General features: G+C 67.7%; 17 protein-coding genes. 8 read left to right on the top strand and 9 right to left on the bottom strand.

Annotation, left to right across the window (positions count from 1 at the left end; translation table 11 throughout):
- The first annotated feature begins 103 nt into the window (after positions 1–103).
- From pstC to pstB, 3 genes are read left to right on the top strand one after another with little or no spacing between them, the layout of a single operon-like run.
- On the top strand, positions 104–1,093 hold the full coding sequence (gene pstC, locus P0D62_RS05290; protein WP_275701584.1) for a phosphate ABC transporter permease subunit PstC: 990 nt from the start codon (positions 104–106) through the stop codon (positions 1,091–1,093).
- Positions 1,093–2,166 (top strand): phosphate ABC transporter permease PstA, encoded by a 1,074-nt coding sequence (gene pstA, locus P0D62_RS05295; RefSeq protein WP_275701585.1) that lies wholly within the window; start codon positions 1,093–1,095, stop codon positions 2,164–2,166. The genes pstC and pstA overlap by 1 nt, the downstream gene beginning before the upstream one ends.
- A 26-nt stretch (positions 2,167–2,192) precedes the next feature.
- A complete protein-coding gene (gene pstB / locus P0D62_RS05300; RefSeq protein WP_275701586.1) occupies positions 2,193–2,972 on the top strand; it encodes a phosphate ABC transporter ATP-binding protein PstB in 780 nt (259 codons plus the stop codon).
- 3 nt (positions 2,973–2,975) lie between these two features.
- Here the strand turns inward: pstB and P0D62_RS05305 are convergent, their stop codons facing one another.
- From P0D62_RS05305 to P0D62_RS05325, 5 genes are all read right to left on the bottom strand, one after another.
- Positions 2,976–4,208 (bottom strand): glycoside hydrolase family 3 N-terminal domain-containing protein, encoded by a 1,233-nt coding sequence (locus P0D62_RS05305; protein ID WP_275701587.1) that lies wholly within the window; start codon positions 4,206–4,208, stop codon positions 2,976–2,978.
- Positions 4,209–4,295: 87 nt separating this feature from the next.
- Entirely contained in the window at positions 4,296–5,168 is an 873-nt protein-coding gene (locus tag P0D62_RS05310) for an NUDIX hydrolase (RefSeq protein WP_275701588.1), read from the bottom strand.
- Positions 5,165–7,249: an RNA degradosome polyphosphate kinase gene (locus P0D62_RS05315; protein WP_275701589.1), complete on the bottom strand. Its 2,085-nt coding sequence runs from the start codon at positions 7,247–7,249 to the stop codon at positions 5,165–5,167. The genes P0D62_RS05310 and P0D62_RS05315 overlap by 4 nt, the downstream gene beginning before the upstream one ends.
- On the bottom strand, positions 7,246–8,097 hold the full coding sequence (gene mshD, locus P0D62_RS05320; protein ID WP_275701590.1) for a mycothiol synthase: 852 nt from the start codon (positions 8,095–8,097) through the stop codon (positions 7,246–7,248). Before mshD ends, P0D62_RS05315 begins: the two co-directional genes overlap by 4 nt.
- Positions 8,090–8,794, bottom strand: coding sequence for a response regulator transcription factor (locus tag P0D62_RS05325; protein WP_406708223.1), 705 nt, complete (start codon positions 8,792–8,794; stop codon positions 8,090–8,092). The genes mshD and P0D62_RS05325 overlap by 8 nt, the downstream gene beginning before the upstream one ends.
- An 89-nt stretch (positions 8,795–8,883) precedes the next feature.
- Between P0D62_RS05325 and P0D62_RS05330 the strand changes: the two genes are divergently transcribed.
- A complete protein-coding gene (locus tag P0D62_RS05330; RefSeq protein WP_275701592.1) occupies positions 8,884–9,666 on the top strand; it encodes an NADase-type glycan-binding domain-containing protein in 783 nt (260 codons plus the stop codon).
- Positions 9,667–9,690: 24 nt separating this feature from the next.
- Here P0D62_RS05330 and dtd read toward each other — a convergent pair whose 3' ends face one another.
- Complete coding sequence (gene dtd / locus P0D62_RS05335) at positions 9,691–10,128, bottom strand: D-aminoacyl-tRNA deacylase (RefSeq protein ID WP_275701593.1); 438 nt, start codon at positions 10,126–10,128, stop codon at positions 9,691–9,693.
- 74 nt (positions 10,129–10,202) lie between these two features.
- Between dtd and P0D62_RS05340 the strand changes: the two genes are divergently transcribed.
- Genes P0D62_RS05340 through ygfZ form a run of 3 tightly spaced genes read left to right on the top strand, consistent with a single transcriptional unit; the run spans position 10,203 to position 11,797 of the window.
- The gene (locus P0D62_RS05340) at positions 10,203–10,334 is read left to right on the top strand and encodes a hypothetical protein (protein WP_275701594.1); all 132 of its coding nucleotides are present in this window, start codon (positions 10,203–10,205) and stop codon (positions 10,332–10,334) included.
- The gene (locus P0D62_RS05345) at positions 10,324–10,860 is read left to right on the top strand and encodes an FABP family protein (protein WP_275701595.1); all 537 of its coding nucleotides are present in this window, start codon (positions 10,324–10,326) and stop codon (positions 10,858–10,860) included. The genes P0D62_RS05340 and P0D62_RS05345 overlap by 11 nt, the downstream gene beginning before the upstream one ends.
- A gap of 1 nt (position 10,861) precedes the next feature.
- On the top strand, positions 10,862–11,797 hold the full coding sequence (ygfZ, locus tag P0D62_RS05350; protein WP_275701596.1) for a CAF17-like 4Fe-4S cluster assembly/insertion protein YgfZ: 936 nt from the start codon (positions 10,862–10,864) through the stop codon (positions 11,795–11,797).
- A 56-nt stretch (positions 11,798–11,853) separates the two neighbouring features.
- Here the strand turns inward: ygfZ and tpx are convergent, their stop codons facing one another.
- Positions 11,854–12,351, bottom strand: a complete 498-nt coding sequence (gene tpx, locus P0D62_RS05355; protein ID WP_275701597.1) for a thiol peroxidase — start codon at positions 12,349–12,351, stop codon at positions 11,854–11,856.
- Between the two features lie 108 nt (positions 12,352–12,459).
- Between tpx and ppk2 the strand changes: the two genes are divergently transcribed.
- Complete coding sequence (gene ppk2, locus P0D62_RS05360; protein WP_275701598.1) at positions 12,460–13,434, top strand: polyphosphate kinase 2; 975 nt, start codon at positions 12,460–12,462, stop codon at positions 13,432–13,434.
- An 8-nt stretch (positions 13,435–13,442) separates the two neighbouring features.
- Here ppk2 and P0D62_RS05365 read toward each other — a convergent pair whose 3' ends face one another.
- Positions 13,443–14,084: a SatD family protein gene (locus P0D62_RS05365; RefSeq protein WP_275701599.1), complete on the bottom strand. Its 642-nt coding sequence runs from the start codon at positions 14,082–14,084 to the stop codon at positions 13,443–13,445.
- A gap of 59 nt (positions 14,085–14,143) precedes the next feature.
- Entirely contained in the window at positions 14,144–14,740 is a 597-nt protein-coding gene (locus tag P0D62_RS05370; protein WP_275701600.1) for a 2'-5' RNA ligase family protein, read from the bottom strand.
- Between the last annotated feature and the right edge of the window lie 10 nt (positions 14,741–14,750).

Consider the following 14,750-nt stretch of genomic DNA (forward strand, 5'->3'; position numbering starts at 1 on the left):
CTTTAACGACGCCGCGTCCGCCCGCTCGGGTGAGCACACCTCATCCGATCGGGCGGGCGCCGCGCACTGCCAGGCCACCGACCACACGTAAGCAGGAGAACTCATGTCGACCGATCTCACGGGCCCGGGCCTCCGGTCTCCGGAAGAGACGCCCGCCTATCAGGATCTGAGGAGGGACAAGCGCCGCTACGGCGACACCTTGTTCCGCCGCCTCAGCACCGGTTCGGGCAGCCTCATCCTCATCATCCTCGCGGCGGTGGCGATCTTTCTGATCGGGCTGTCCCTGCCCGCGCTGTTCGCCGCCTCGGAGGATCTCACCTTCGGACCGTTCTGGTCGTGGGTGCTGCCGCTCGCGGCAGGCACCGTCTGGGCGGCCTTCCTCGCGATGCTGTTCGCCGTGCCGATCGCCATCGGCGTCGCGCTGTTCATCTCGCACTACGCGCCGCGACGTCTCGCCGCGGGCCTCGGCTACATCATCGACCTGCTGGCGGCGGTGCCGTCGGTGGTCTTCGGCCTCTGGGGTATCACGGTCTTCGCCCCCATGGTGCTGCCCATCTACGCCTGGCTGAACAAGTACTTCGGCGATGTGCCGATCCTCAGCTACTTCTTCGGCGGTCAGGTCTCCGGAACCGGTCGCACCGTGCTCACTGCAGCCATGGTGCTCGCGGTGATGGTGCTGCCGATCGTTACCGCCATCTCGCGCGAGGTGTTCCTGCAGACGCCGCGCCTGCACGAGGAGGCCTCGCTGGCCCTCGGTGCGACGCGCTGGGAGATGATCCGCCAGGCCGTGCTGCCGTTCGCGACGCCCGGCATCGTCTCTGCCTGCATGCTCGGCCTCGGCCGCGCCCTCGGCGAGACCATGGCCGTGGCGATGGTGCTGTCGCCGGCACCCGGGTTCCATCTGAATCTGCTCACCTCGTCCAACCCCAACACGATCGCTGCCAACATCGCGCTGCAGTTCCCCGAGGCCTACGGGCTGGGCATCAACCAGCTGATCGCCTCGGGCCTGATCCTGTTCATCATCACCTTGGCGGTCAACATGGGCGCTCGCGCCATCATCGCCCGCCGCGCCGAGTTCTCGGGAGCCAACTGATGACCGCCATCGCCACGGAGAAGGCGGGCACGCCCGTCAATCTCCTCACCGCTGCACAGCTGCCCTCCGCGGCCACGCCGCTGATGCTGGTGGGAGCCTTCGGCGTCAGCTTCGGGCTGCTCGCGCTCTTCGGCAACGCCGGGTGGGGCTCCGGGCTCGTTCTGGGTGCCGTCCTGTTCCTGATCGTGTCGTTCGTCGTGTCGGGCGCCGTCGAGGGAGTCCGGAAGGCCAAGGACCGGCTGGCCAAGAACCTGGTCGCCGGAGCCTTCATCATCGCGCTGTTCCCGTTGGTCTCCCTGATCTGGGGCACCGTGAGCAAGGGGGCGGCCCGCTTCGACCCCCTGTTCTTCAACTCCTCGATGCGCAACATCGTCGGCGAGGGCGGCGGAGGCGTGCACGCCATCTGGGGCACCCTCATCATCACCGGCTTGGCCACGCTGATCTCGGTGCCGATCGGCGTGCTCACCGCCATCTACCTGGTGGAATACGGCGTCAAGGGCCGGCTGGCCAACTCGATCCGCTTCTTCGTCGACGTGATGACGGGCATCCCGTCGATTGTCGCCGGCTTGTTCGCCTACACGATCTTCACGCTGATCTTCGGTCCGGGCACCAACAACGGCATCTCGGGCGCCGTCGCGCTGTCGGTGCTGATGATCCCGACGATCGTGCGCTCCACCGAGGAGATGCTGCGGCTGGTGCCCAACGAACTGCGCGAGGCTTCCTACGCGCTGGGCGTGGCGAAGTTCCGCACCATCCTGCGCGTCGTGCTGCCCACCTCGCTGGCCGGCATCGTGACGGGCGTAGTGCTCGGCATCGCCCGCATCATCGGCGAGACCGCCCCACTGTTGGTCACCGCCGGCATCACGGCGTCGATGAACGTGAACCCGTTCAAGAACCCGATGCCCACGCTGCCCGTGTTCGTCTACTACGAGAACGCGACCCCCGGCGCCGATCCCACCCCTTACTTCGAGCGCGCCTGGGCCGGCGCACTCACCCTCATCCTGATCGTCATGGGCTTGAACCTGATCGGGCGCATCATCGCCTGGAAGTTCTCGCCCAAGGGCGGCCGCTGATTTCACTGAACTGACGAGGAACTGACATGTCCAAGCGCATCGAGATCAAGGATCTCAACATCTACTACGGCAAGTTCCACGCCGTGAACAGCGTGAACATGACCATCGAGCCCCGCTCGGTGACCGCGTTCATCGGTTCGTCCGGTTGCGGCAAGTCCACCGTGCTGCGGTCGCTGAACCGCATGCACGAGGTGATCCCCGGCGCCTACTGCACCGGCCAGGTGCTGCTCGACGGCGTCGACCTGTACGACAAGCAGGTGGACCCCGTGCGGGTGCGCCGCCAGGTGGGCATGGTGTTCCAGCGCCCCAACCCGTTCCCGACGATGAGCATCCGTGAGAACGTGCTGGCCGGCGTGCGGCTGAACAACGCCCGCATCTCCAAGAGCGACGCCGACGAACTGGTGGAGCGCTCGCTCAAGGGCGCCAACCTCTGGAACGAGGTCAAGGACCGGCTGGATCGTCCCGGTTCGGGCCTGTCCGGTGGCCAGCAGCAGCGTCTCTGCATCGCCCGCGCCATCGCGGTCTCGCCCGACGTGCTGCTGATGGACGAGCCCTGCTCGGCCCTGGACCCCATCTCCACCCTCGCCATCGAGGATCTGATCAAGGAGCTGAAGGAGACCTACACCGTGGTGATCGTGACCCACAACATGCAGCAGGCTGCGCGTGTGTCCGACCAGACGGCGTTCTTCAACCTGAAGGCCCACGGCCAGCCCGGTGAGCTGATCGAGGTGGGGCGCACGGAGAAGATCTTCCAGAACCCCGACGAGAAGGCCACCGAGGACTACATCACCGGCCGATTCGGGTAGGGGTTACCCGCAGTCGACCAGGCCGACGTCTTCCTTCAGCAGCAGCACGCGATTGGCCGCGTCGCGAATCTGCTCGGCGAAGGGGGCGTCGGCCTGAGCCTTTTCCACCACCGCGTCGGTCATCTCCGCCATGTGCGAGGGGTCGGCGTTGATCAGCAGGTCGCCGCCGGCCTCGATGAAGCGGGTGGCGCGGTCGCCGGCGGAGATGTCGGCCACCGACCTGGCCGCGCCGAGATCGTCGGAGATCACCACGCCTTCGAAGCCCAGATCGCCGCGCAGGATGTCGGTGATGATGGTGCTGCTGAACACGCCCTGCACGTCGGGGTCGATCTGCTCGTAGATCGCCGACGAGATCATCACGCTCGAGGCACCGGCGTCGAGGCCTGCGACGAAGGACGCCAGATCGTCCGGATGGGCCGTGGTCTCGTCGTCGATGGCCACGTCGAAGTCGGTGTTGGCGGTCACCTCGCCCAGCCCCGGGAAGTGCTTCAGGGAGGTGGCGATGCCGGCGTCGGTCATGCCCTCGACGAAGGCGGCGACGGAGCTGCCGACGCTGTGCGCATCGGTGCCGAAGTTGCGCCGCAACGCGCCGATCGGGGCGTTGCTCGAGAGCTTGTCGGCGGGCACCACGTCGGCGACGGGGGCGAGGTTGTAGTGCACTCCCGCATCGGCCAGCTCGAGACCCCAGCCGGTCGCGGCGGCGCGCAGCTCATCGGCGGACATCTTGCCCTGCTCCTGGGCGTTGGGGATCGTCGAGAACCCCTGGCCCTTGAGGCGCTGCACCTGCCCGCCCTCCTGATCGACGGCCACCAGGATCGGCGCGGCGGCATCGTCGCCGAGCAGCGCGACCTGCGAGGTGAGCGACGAGATGGCGACGCTGCCCGCGGTGCTGTTGCTCAGCAGCACCACCGAGCCGATCTGGCCGTCGAGGACGGCCTGTTTGGCCGCGTCGCTGAGGCCGGAGGTGTCGACGCCCAGCATGAACAGCTGACCCACCTGCTGCTCCGGCGTCAACGTGTCGGTGAGGGAGCACTGTCGTGGTTCGACGACGGTGGGCTGCGGCGTCGGCGTATCGAGAGCCTGCGTCGACGTGGCCTCGGATGCTTGAGGGGACGCGGTGGCGCCGTCGGTCTCGGCGGTGGGCACGAGGTGTGGTGGCAGGACGGGTGCAGGGGCGCATGCCGCGAGGGCCAGCGCTCCGGCGCCGAAAAGTAGGGGCCAACGAGCGATTCGCACCTCGCAACCCTACCTCTCCGGGGAGGGCATCAGAAGCAGACACCCAGGCCAGGGATGGGAGGCGGTGCGCCTCGTCGGGGGGATCTCTTAGGCTGTGGGTTTGTGGATCTCGACGCGCACGTTGTTGCCGTCGGCGTCGCGGTGCAGCACGATCACCTCGGCCACCACCATGGGGCGGGGATCCAGGTCGAGACCCTTGAACATGGCGGGCAGTACGGGGCGGTGCCCGCACAGCGCGGTGGGCTCGGTGATGCTGTGAGCCAGCTTGTTCACATATTTGCGCACCGCGGGGTGATTGTTGGCGCCCTCCTCCTCGGTGAGGATGGGGGCGGTCTCGATCTCCAGTCCGGTGTGCTTGGCGAACGGGCGCATGGTCTCGTAGCACCGGGTGGCAGGCGACGACACCACGCGAGACACCCCGAAGGCCTCCAGCAGGCCGATCAAGTCCGCCGCCTGGCGACGGCCCCGACTGGCGAGCCGACGGGTCTGGTCGGAGCCCGACCAGTTCTTCCGCAGCATCGCCTTGGCGTGGCGCACCAGCAGCAGCGGCGTCGTGGCGGGGGCGGTGAGAGCCGAGGTGAGCACGTCGATGTCGTGCTGATAGGTCATCTGTGCGATGGCCTCCTCGACGGGGAGCCACCGCACCTTGGTGACCTCCCGGTCCGGCGGACGCAGATGCGCCGCGGCCGGCGTGGCCCGCCAATAGTCCACCCGCTTCAAGCCCTTCGCGACCTGGTAGGTGGCCGACGGCAGCCTCAGATCGAGGCGGGCGATCACACCGGTCTCCTCGCGCACCTCCCGCACCGCGGTGATCGGGCGCTGCTCGTCGACGATGCCCTTGCCCTTGGGCAGGCTCCAATCGTTGTAGCGCTTGCGATAGACCACCAGTGCCTGGGTCTCGCCCTGCACCTCGCGCAGCACCACCGCGCCGGCGCCTCGGACCGCGATCTTCTTGCTCATCGGGTGCGGCGCGACTTCGTCGTCTGGATCAGCATTTCCTGTAGGTCGTTCAATGGATTGCCCTCATCGTCGGTGGTGTGTCCATGCCAGGTGTCGTCGGTCAACCGCCAGTGCACCGTCTTCTCGTCGAAGGCCAGAGCGAAGAGCTCATCGACCTGCGTGATGTGCCCGGGGTTGCCCAGGCTGACGATGGTCTCGACGCGCCGGTCGAGGTTGCGGTGCATGAGGTCGGCCGAGCCGATGCCGACGCTGGGGGAGCCGGCGTTGGCGAACCAGTAGGCCCGCGAGTGCTCGAGGAAGCGACCGAGGATGGAGCGCACCCGGATGTTCTCGCTGAGCCCGGGAACGCCGGGCCGCAGGGTGCAGATGCCGCGCACCCAGATGTCGACGCGGACGCCGGCCTGGGATGCTCGGTAGAGGGCGTCGATGAGGGCCTCGTCGACGATCGAGTTGATCTTGATCTTGATCCCCGACTCGAGGCCGGCCTTGTGGTTGGCGATCTCGTTCTCGATGCGTTCCAGCAGACCCTGTCGGACGCCGTGAGGGGCGACGATGAGTCGACGGTAGGAGCGCTCGAGGGCGATGCCCGAGAGGTGGTTGAACAGCCGGGCGATGTCGTCGGTGATCATGGGGTTGGCCGTCAGCAGCCCCATGTCCTCGTAGCTGCGCGCCGTCTTGGGGTTGTAGTTGCCGGTGCCCACGTGGGCGTAGCGACGGATGCCGTCGGGCTCGTCGCGCACCACCAGCGCCAGCTTGCAGTGCGTCTTCAGGCCCACCATGCCGTAGACGACGTGCACCCCGGCGCGCTCCAGCTTGCGCGCCCAGCCGATGTTGTTCTGTTCGTCGAAGCGGGCCTTGATCTCGACGATGGCCAGCACCTGCTTGCCGGCCTGGGCGGCCTCGATCAGGGCGTCGACGATGGGGGAGTCGCCCGACGTGCGGTAGAGCGTCTGCTTGATCGCCAGCACCTTCGGGTCGGCGGCGGCCTGCTCGATGAAGCGCTGCACCGACGTGGCGAACGAGTCGTAGGGGTGCTGCAGCAGCACGTCGCGGTGCTTGAGCGCCTTGAACATGTCCGCGGGACTGGCCGACTCGACGCGGGCCAGGTCGGGGTGGGTGATCGGAAGGAAGTTGGGGTACTTCAGATCCTCGCGCGGGGTGGCGCCGAGCGCGAACAGCCCCGACAGGTCCAGCGGATGGGGCATCCGGAAGACCTCGTCGTCGCTGACGCCGAGCTCGCGCTGCAGCATCTCCAGGAGGTGGTCGTGGATCTCCTCCTCGACCTCCAGCCGGACGGGGGAGCGGCCGACGCGGCTGCGCAGCAGCTCCTTCTCGAGCGCGTCGAGCAGGTTCTCGGCGTCGTCCTCCTCCACCTCGATGTCCTCGTTGCGGGTGATCCGGAAGGTGGCCTGCTCCAGGATCTGCATGCCGGTGAACAGGTGGCCGAGATGCCGCGAGATCACCTCTTCGAGCGGCAGGTAGCGCCCCTCGCTCAGCCGGATGAACCGCTCGAGCACCGTCGGCACTTTCACGCGCGCGAACTGGCGGGCGCCGGTGGCGGGATTCTTCAGCAGCACGGCGAGGTTGATCGACAACCCGGAGATGTAGGGGAACGGATGCGACGGGTCGACGGCGAGCGGGGTGAGCACCGGGAAGATGCGCTCGTCGAAGAGCGTCTGCATCTTCTGCTGCTCCTCCGGGCTCAGCTCCTCCCAGGTGAGCACCTCGATGCGCTTCGCCGTGAGTTCGGGACGGATCTGCTCCTGGAAGACGGTGGAGGCCTCGGTGACCATCTCGCGGGCACGGGCGAGCACCGTCGTGTAGAGCTCGCCGGGCAGCATGCCGGTGGCGCTGGGGGCGGCGACGGCGGCCTTGATCCGGCGCCGCAGGCCCGCCACGCGCACCATGAAGAACTCGTCGAGGTTGCTGAAGAAGATGGCGATGAACTTGGCGCGCTCGACCAGCGGGATGCGGGCGGAGTCCTTGGCCAGGTCCAGCACGCGGTTGTTGAAGTCGAGCCAGGACAACTCGCGGTCGAGGTAGCGATGCCCCGGCAAGGGGGGGAGGTCGGACTCGGTCACGGTGCTTCCTTCAGAGGTTGCGCGAAACTGGTATCGACCCTAGCGATATCGAAGCCGGCTTTGCGATAGATCTCGACGACTCGCGGCTGATCGGCTTCGACGTAGAGCTCGACGGTGTGGTCGCCCTCGCGCGCCAGGTGCGCCAGGCCCGCTTCCAGGAGCGCCCGGCCCAGGCCGGAGCCGCCATGATCGGGATGCACGGCCAGCACATAGACCTCGCCGACGCCCTCGCCGTGGTGCTTGGTCCAGTGGAAGCCGGCGGCTTCGCCGTCGCGGCGGGCGATGAGCAGGCCGGGCGCGCTGAACCACGGCTGCTCGGTGAGCTGGCGGAACTCGTCGACGGTGAGCAGCCCTTGTTCGGGATGGTGGGCGAACGCGATGCGGTTGATCTCGACCACGGCCTCGGCGTCCTCCTCGCGGTAGCCGCCGATCTGGTAGCCGGTCGCTGCTGGGACGGGGGAGAGCGTGGGATCGAGGGCGCGAGCCATCTTGAGCAGCTCACGCTGCGGGGCGAGTCCCTGTGCGGCGCAGAGCTGGGCGGCGCCAGGACGGGTGCCGAAGGCCCAGACGTGGGAGGCGGGTTCGAGGCGGAGGGCCTCGCGGAGCAACTCGGTGCCGATACCCTTCCGGCGATGGTCGGGGTGCACGCCCAGCATCGCAGTGCCCTCGCGGCGGTCCAGCAACGCGAAGCCGTGATCGGCCAGGAGCACCACGCCCTGCCGTTTGCCGTCGACGATCAGCTGCCCGGACTCATTGAGAGGGGAGATGCCGTCGGCCGTCTCGATATCGGCCAGCAGCCGCCCCAGGCGCTCGCGCTGCGCGTCGTCGAGCACCGTCAGCCTAACCATCGCCTCCAAGGTGCACCTCCCGAGAACTCGCGAACCGGTATCCGACGTTGCGAACCGTCCCGATGTAGTGGTCGTACTGGCCGAGCTTGGCCCGCAGTCGACGCACGTGCACGTCGACGGTTCGAGTACCACCGTAATAGTCGTAGCCCCAGACCTGCGAGACCAGCGTCTCGCGGCTGAGCACCCGACCGGGGTGCTGCATCAGATAACGCAGCAGTTCGAACTCGGTGTAGGTGAGATCGAGCGGAGTGCCGTCCAGCGTGGCGCTGTAGGCGGCCCCGTCGACACGGATCGGGCCGGCGACGAGCTGCTCGGAGTCCTCCTCGGTGGCCAGCATCATCTTCAGGCGCGCATCGAACTCCGAGGGCTGCGCCCCGGCGACGATGAAGTCGGTGAAGCCCCAATCGCGGGAGATCACCGCCAACGCGTTCACCTCCACCAGCAGCAGGCGCGGGATGCCCGTTCCCGAGTTGTGCAGCAGCTGGCACGCGCGATGGGCGCCGCTCAGGTCGGATCGGGCGTCGATGACGATGATGTCGACGCCGGGATGCTCCGCCAAGGCCTGGGATGCGGACTCGGCGCGAGTGATCTTGTGACTGAGCAAAGCGAGTTCGGCGGGAGGTTCCGAGGATGACGACAGGTACAGCAGCTGGCTCACGCTGATTCCTCCTCCCGGAACGGCGGTCGTGAACATCATAGGGCCCCGATCGGCTTCCTCTCGACGCGAGCGCCCGTCATCCACGGATCGGCCATGGTCATCGGGGAGGGGCTGGGTACGATAGGCAAATGGCCTCGCGACTGCCCGACGACTATTTTCGGCAGCCGCTCGGTGAATCGGACGACATCGACGGGGACGCAACCGGGAACCCGTCGGAGCGGACGCGCCTCCCCTGGCGCGGCCCCCGTCGTCTCACGGGCGGCGCCGAGGGCTTTGCTGTGCGCACCGTCGTGGTGGTGGGAATGATGGCTCTGGTCGGGGGCTACGCGTTGGGCAACGCCATCTGGTTCAACGCGGGCGACGTTCCACCGATCGTCAGCGCGGCCCCGTCCGCCGTGGTGACCGCGAATGGTTCCGCCGAGGTCAGCGTGACCGAGTCCGACTCCGACGTGACCGTCGCCTACACCGGGCAGGTGGTCGGGAAACGCGCGCTCTCCGCCATTCCGCTGTGCGAGGACAGCGTCAACCCCCGGGCACTGATCGACAACGATCCCCAGAGCGTCTGGCGGTGCCCCGGCGATGGGCTCGGCGAGACCGTGCAGTTCACCATCGACGCCAGTCAGCCCGTGGTGGGCGTCCGGCTGATCAATGGGAACGTCTCGGAAGAGGGAAGCTACAACGCCGAGCGCCGCATCCTCACGGTGGGATGGACGATGACGAGGGACGGCAGCCGATTCGAGCAGGGGCTGGGTGGCAACGACCCCGCCCCGCAAGAGGTGAGGTTCCCGCCCACCACGACGGGCGGCATGCTGCTCACCATCCTTGACTCCACCGGCCCCGGTGAGGCCTCGGAGGACGCCAACGCCGTGTCGGTGGCGGGGGTCGAGTTCCTCTACGCCGCAGACGAGTAGCGCGCGAGGGGGCTGCGGAACCTCTTACTCCCAGTCCAGGGTGTCGATGAGGATGGTGACCGGGCCGTCGTTGACTGATGCCACCTTCATATGGGCGCCGAAGCGGCCGCGATAGACCTCCGCGCCCTCCCGCTCCAAGCTCTCGCACAGCGCCTCGACGAGCGGTTCGCCCACCTCGCCGGGCGCGGCCTTGCTCCATCCCGGCCGGCGTCCCTTGCGGGTCGATGCGAAGAGGGTGAATTGGCTGATGACGAGGATCGGCGCGTTGATGTCGCTGGCGGAGAGTTCGCCGTCGAAGATGCGCAGTCCCCAGATCTTGCGCGCCAGGCGATCCGCCTCGGCCGGGGTGTCGTCGTGCCCGACGCCCGCGAGCACCAGAAGCCCGGGCCGGGGCAGCTCTCCGACCACCTCGTCGTCGACGGTGACCGACGCCCGGCTGACCCTGGTGATGACTGCGCGCATGGCCCATGTCTAGGCCACCGCGGCCCCCCGCGCAATTCGAGGCGCGATGGGGGAGGGCTCCTATACTTGCCACCATGTCTGCGGTTGTCGTCTGGGTGCTGATCGCGGCCGCGGGATTGATCTCCGTCGCCGCCTTGGTCGCGCTCGTCTGGCGGGCGATCGCGTCGATTCGCCACTATCGAACTGAGGAAACCAGTGAAACTTGATATCGAGGTGCCCGAGGGCCTGCCGCACGACCTGATCGCGCTGGGATGGCTCGTCGGGGAATGGCATGGCGACGGCCATGGCATCGACCACGAGGGCAAGGAGTTCACCTTCGAGCAGCACATCGTCTTCGAGCACACGGGCGCCGACTACCTGTACTCGTCGTCGTGGGGATGGCTCACCGACGCCGACGGCAACCGCGGCGAGTACCTGCCCTCCGAGCTGGCGTTCTGGAAGCCGAAGTCTGACGCGAGTCTGGAGGTGACGTTGACCAATTCCGACGGCTGGACCGAGGTGCTGGTGGGCAAGATCCAGGTGACCCGGATCGACCTGCTGACCGACGCGGTGGTGCGCACCTCCACGGCCGAGGTCACCAACTCCGCCGGCCAGCGGCTCTACGGCAAGGTGGAGGGCGATCTGATGTACGCGCTCGACCGCGCCACCAGCGACCACGAGCTGCGTCCGCACATGTGGGCTCGGCTGAAGCGCGTCGAGGCCGGGGCCTCGACGCCGGAGAAGGCGAGCTAGCGTGCCCGTCCTGGTGGAGTCCGGCATCGACGCGGGCCTGGCGTGGCACTACGGCAACCCCGTGGCCGAGGCGCGACGCATCGTCGCGGGTGAAGGCGTGAGCTCGCTCGCCAACCGTGAGGCACTCGAGGTGAGCGGCGTCGATCGCCTGGCCTTCCTGCACTCCCTCACCACCCAGCACGTCGAGCAGCTGGCGCCCGGGGTGGCCGTGACGGCGCTGGTGCTGTCCCCGACGGGCCACATCGAGCACGTCCTCCACGGCGTCGACGACGGCGAGCGTTTCCTCGCCTGGACCGAGCCCGGACGGGCCGAGGCCCTGGTGCGATTCCTCGACATGATGCGCTTCACCATGAGGGTCGAGGTGCGGCGCCGCGAGGATCTGAGCCTGGCCTGGGCGGGACATCGCGTGACGCTGCCCGAGACCTGGGCGCGACGCGACTCCGACCTGGGCGGCGTCGAGGTGTTCGTGTCCGCCGGCGAGGAACTGCCCGTCGATCCATCGGTCGGCACCTGGGCGCTGGAGGCGGCCCGGATCGCGGCCGGCATCCCGCGGATCTTCGTCGATACCGACTTCAAGACCATCCCCAACGAGATCGGCCTGCTGGGCACGCACCTGCAGAAGGGCTGCTATCGGGGGCAGGAGACGGTGGCCCGGGTGCACACGCTCGGCCGTCCGCCGCGCCGATTGGTGCAGCTGCATCTGGACGGATCCCGGTCGACGCTCCCCTCGGTGGGCGCGCCCCTGCTGCTGAACGATCGCCAGGTGGGCTTCGTCGGCAGTTCTGCCTTGCACCACGAACTGGGCCCCATCGCGTTGGGCCTGATCAAGCGCAACGTGCCGCTTGACGCGGAGCTGGTCGTCGACGGCGTCGCCGCGGCGCAGGAGATGCTCGTCGATCCGGAGGTGGGGCTGCACGTGCGGCCCGTGCTTCGGTAAACACAGACAAAAGATCCCGCAGACCGATTTCTCCGGTCTGCGGGATCTTTTGTTGCTCAGGCCAGGGCGGCCAGGGCAGCGTCGTAGTCGGGCTCGGTGGTGGTCTCCTCGACCTGCTGGGTGTAGCGCACCACGCCGTCGGCATCGACGATCACCACGGAGCGGCTCAGCAGGCCGCGCAGGGGGCCGTCGGCGAAGGTGACGCCGTAGTCCTCGCCGAAGCTGGTGCGGAAGTCGGACGAGACGGTCACGTTCTCGATGCCTTCGGCGCCGCAGAAGCGGTTCAGGGCGAAGGGCAGGTCGCGGGAGACGCACAGCACCTTGACGCCCTCGAGGCCCGCGGCCAGCTCGTTGAAGCGGCGCACCGACATGGCGCAGACGCCCGTGTCCACCGACGGGAAGATGTTGAGCACGAGCGTCGAGCCCGCGAAGTCGGACTTGCTGATCTCGGAGAGGTCGAGGCCGGTCACGGTGAAGTCGGGGGCCTGCTCGCCGACGGCCGGAAGCTCGCCGACGGAGTGGACGGGGTTGCCTTTGAAGAGGATGTTGCTCATGGGTTCGATCTTTCCCGATCGGGCCCCGATTTACCAGGGGTGCTCGTTCGCTGGACGCGTCACTGTCGGTTCGGGCGCTGTTCATCTTTCCGTGCTACATATGGGGGCATGGCAAAGCAGTCATTGCGCGAGTACATCGACCAAATGCGAACAGAGGGGTTCACCGTCGCGGATGTGCACGGAGAGGATCCTTACCTGATCGACCCGCTGGGCAACGCTGTGGAGACGTGGCGGGATCGCTACCCCTACGAGGAGTTGCTCGACCGCTCGGAGTACGAGGCGGAGAAGCGTCAGCTCCAGATCGAGCTGCTGAAGTTCCAGTACTCCGCGCAGGACCGTGGCGCGAAGCACGTGATCATCTTCGAGGGCCGCGATGCCGCGGGAAAGGGAGGCGCGATCAAGCGTTTCACCGAGCACCTCAATCCCCGCACCGCGCGCGTCGTCGCCCTGAGCGCCCCCTCTGATCGGGAGCGCGGGCAGTGGTACTTCCAGCGTTATGTGCGGCACCTGCCCACGGCTGGCGAGATCGTGCTGTTCGACCGTTCCTGGTACAACCGTGCCGGCGTCGAACGGGTGATGGGATTCTGCACCGACGAGGAGTACAAGATCTTCATCGAGCAGGCGCCGAAGTTCGAGGAGATGCTGATCCACTCGGGGGTGACGGTCACCAAGCTGTGGTTCTCCGTCACGCAGCGCGAGCAGCGCACCCGCTTCGCCATTCGCCAGATCGACCCGGTCCGGCAGTGGAAGCTGTCGCCCATGGACCTGGAGTCGCTGGGGCGCTGGGAGGACTACACGGCGGCCAAGAACGCGATGCTGAAGGCCACCGATACCGACATGGCCCCGTGGTGGCGGATCAAGTCCAACGACAAGAAGCGCGCCCGGCTCAACGCCATGCGGTTGTTCCTCAGCCTGCACGACTACGACGGCAAGGATCCGTCGGTGATCAAGCCGATCGACCCGCTGCTCGTCTCCCGTCCGGGTGGCAAGAAGAAGTCGGCCGACCGATCCGCCGCCGCCACCGCGGCGTCAGCCGGCACGCCCGCTGCGGTGGACAGCCTGCCCGTCGGCAGCGACGACTGAGCACCTCCCTACGGCAGCTCGCCTAGGGCGCGGATCGCGTCGGCCACGATCCTGAGGTCGTTGGTTCCGACGCGCTGCGAGTTCGCCGACGGGCTGATGCCCTGACGTTCGGCGATCGTCGCGTTGTCCTCCTCGTCGAGCACGCCTAGCAGCGTCGCGGCGACGCCGGGCCGAAGCCGGTGCAGGGAACTGTCGACCAGCCGGCTCAGCGGGCCGGCCGAGGGGCTCGCCGCGGGGCGGGCGTCCTGGATCCCGACCCGGGCCGATCGGTAGCCCGTGGCCGTGGCCAGGGCCTTCACCGCGTCGATCGCCTCGCGCGCACGCCACCATGCCGAACCGTCCTGGATGCGGTGCTCCGCGTCGATCACGCGCACCTCTCCGCCGCCGATGCCGGCCCGCAGATCGACTCCGGGCGATACCAGGAGCCGCAGCCGGAAGACGGCGTTCAGCGCGTCCCCCAGGCTGGAGTAGACCCCTTGCAGCTCGTCGCCGACGGTGGGGTGGAGCGGATCGAGCGCCGGTACCGCGGCGTTGACCACGTCGACGGCTCGCAGCAGATCGGCGTGCTGGCGCGCCCGGTCGCCTTGGCGGGAGGAGACGACGTCCAGCAGCACGGCCACCGCATTAGGAATATCCTTCATCTCGCTCATATTTAGATATTACCTAACTAGCCGTCAGGGTCTTGCGGGTTCCGCAGAGGTTCCTAGACCTAGGGCAGCGGCCAGGCTGCGAGGCCGGTGAAGTCGAAGATGCCGAGATCGGGGCGTACGGTCACCGAAACCAGTTCGACCGTGCCGATCCGGACGTCGCCGATCGGTGGCTGATCCTTCAGGCGCGCCCGGACCTCGTCGTCGGAGGCGGGTCCGGTCGCGTATCCCAGGCTGAGATGCGGGGCGTGCGGAGGGAAGAGGAGGTCGTCGCCGGGGAAGGCCTCGGAGAGCGTGCGGCGGACCCCGTCGATCAGCGAATCCCATTCGGCGGAGGGTGATGCCGTGACGCCGACGGAGGTCTCGTGCAGCTCCGGCGCGCCCATGTCGACGGTGAATGCAGGGAAGGAGTCGAAGAGCGGCGTCAGGTGTTGTGCCAACCGGGAGAACTCGACCTGCGGCAGGTCGTCGAACTGGGAGAGCCGGTGCACCGTCATGTGCAGATAGGCCGGCGGCATCAGAGGGAGATGTTCGATGCCGGTCAGGGCCTCCTGCGCGGACACCAGGCGCTCGCGGACGTCGTCGTCGGGCAGCACGTACAGATGCAGGGAACCTTCGGGCTGCCGCCACGGCTCCATCGACTCGAAGAAATTCCTCATGGCCACAAAC

This window comes from Tessaracoccus caeni (assembly GCF_029211185.1).
GTDB classification, from domain to species: Bacteria; Actinomycetota; Actinomycetes; order Propionibacteriales; family Propionibacteriaceae; genus Arachnia; species Arachnia caeni.

What these genes read in the sequence shown, in the direction of transcription:
- P0D62_RS05340 (WP_275701594.1), top strand. Translation starts at nt 10,203, where the DNA reads ATGTCTGCGGTTGTCGTCTGGGTGCTGATCGCGGCCGCGGGATTGATC.
- pstB (WP_275701586.1), top strand. Translation starts at nt 2,193, where the DNA reads ATGTCCAAGCGCATCGAGATCAAGGATCTCAACATCTACTACGGCAAG.
- ppk2 (WP_275701598.1), top strand. Translation starts at nt 12,460, where the DNA reads ATGGCAAAGCAGTCATTGCGCGAGTACATCGACCAAATGCGAACAGAG.
- pstC (WP_275701584.1), top strand. Translation starts at nt 104, where the DNA reads ATGTCGACCGATCTCACGGGCCCGGGCCTCCGGTCTCCGGAAGAGACG.
- P0D62_RS05370 (WP_275701600.1), bottom strand. Translation starts at nt 14,740, where the DNA reads ATGAGGAATTTCTTCGAGTCGATGGAGCCGTGGCGGCAGCCCGAAGGT.
- P0D62_RS05330 (WP_275701592.1), top strand. Translation starts at nt 8,884, where the DNA reads ATGGCCTCGCGACTGCCCGACGACTATTTTCGGCAGCCGCTCGGTGAA.
- pstA (WP_275701585.1), top strand. Translation starts at nt 1,093, where the DNA reads ATGACCGCCATCGCCACGGAGAAGGCGGGCACGCCCGTCAATCTCCTC.
- tpx (WP_275701597.1), bottom strand. Translation starts at nt 12,351, where the DNA reads ATGAGCAACATCCTCTTCAAAGGCAACCCCGTCCACTCCGTCGGCGAG.
- P0D62_RS05365 (WP_275701599.1), bottom strand. Translation starts at nt 14,084, where the DNA reads ATGAGCGAGATGAAGGATATTCCTAATGCGGTGGCCGTGCTGCTGGAC.
- P0D62_RS05310 (WP_275701588.1), bottom strand. Translation starts at nt 5,168, where the DNA reads ATGAGCAAGAAGATCGCGGTCCGAGGCGCCGGCGCGGTGGTGCTGCGC.
- dtd (WP_275701593.1), bottom strand. Translation starts at nt 10,128, where the DNA reads ATGCGCGCAGTCATCACCAGGGTCAGCCGGGCGTCGGTCACCGTCGAC.
- P0D62_RS05325 (WP_406708223.1), bottom strand. Translation starts at nt 8,794, where the DNA reads ATGATGTTCACGACCGCCGTTCCGGGAGGAGGAATCAGCGTGAGCCAG.
- mshD (WP_275701590.1), bottom strand. Translation starts at nt 8,097, where the DNA reads ATGGTTAGGCTGACGGTGCTCGACGACGCGCAGCGCGAGCGCCTGGGG.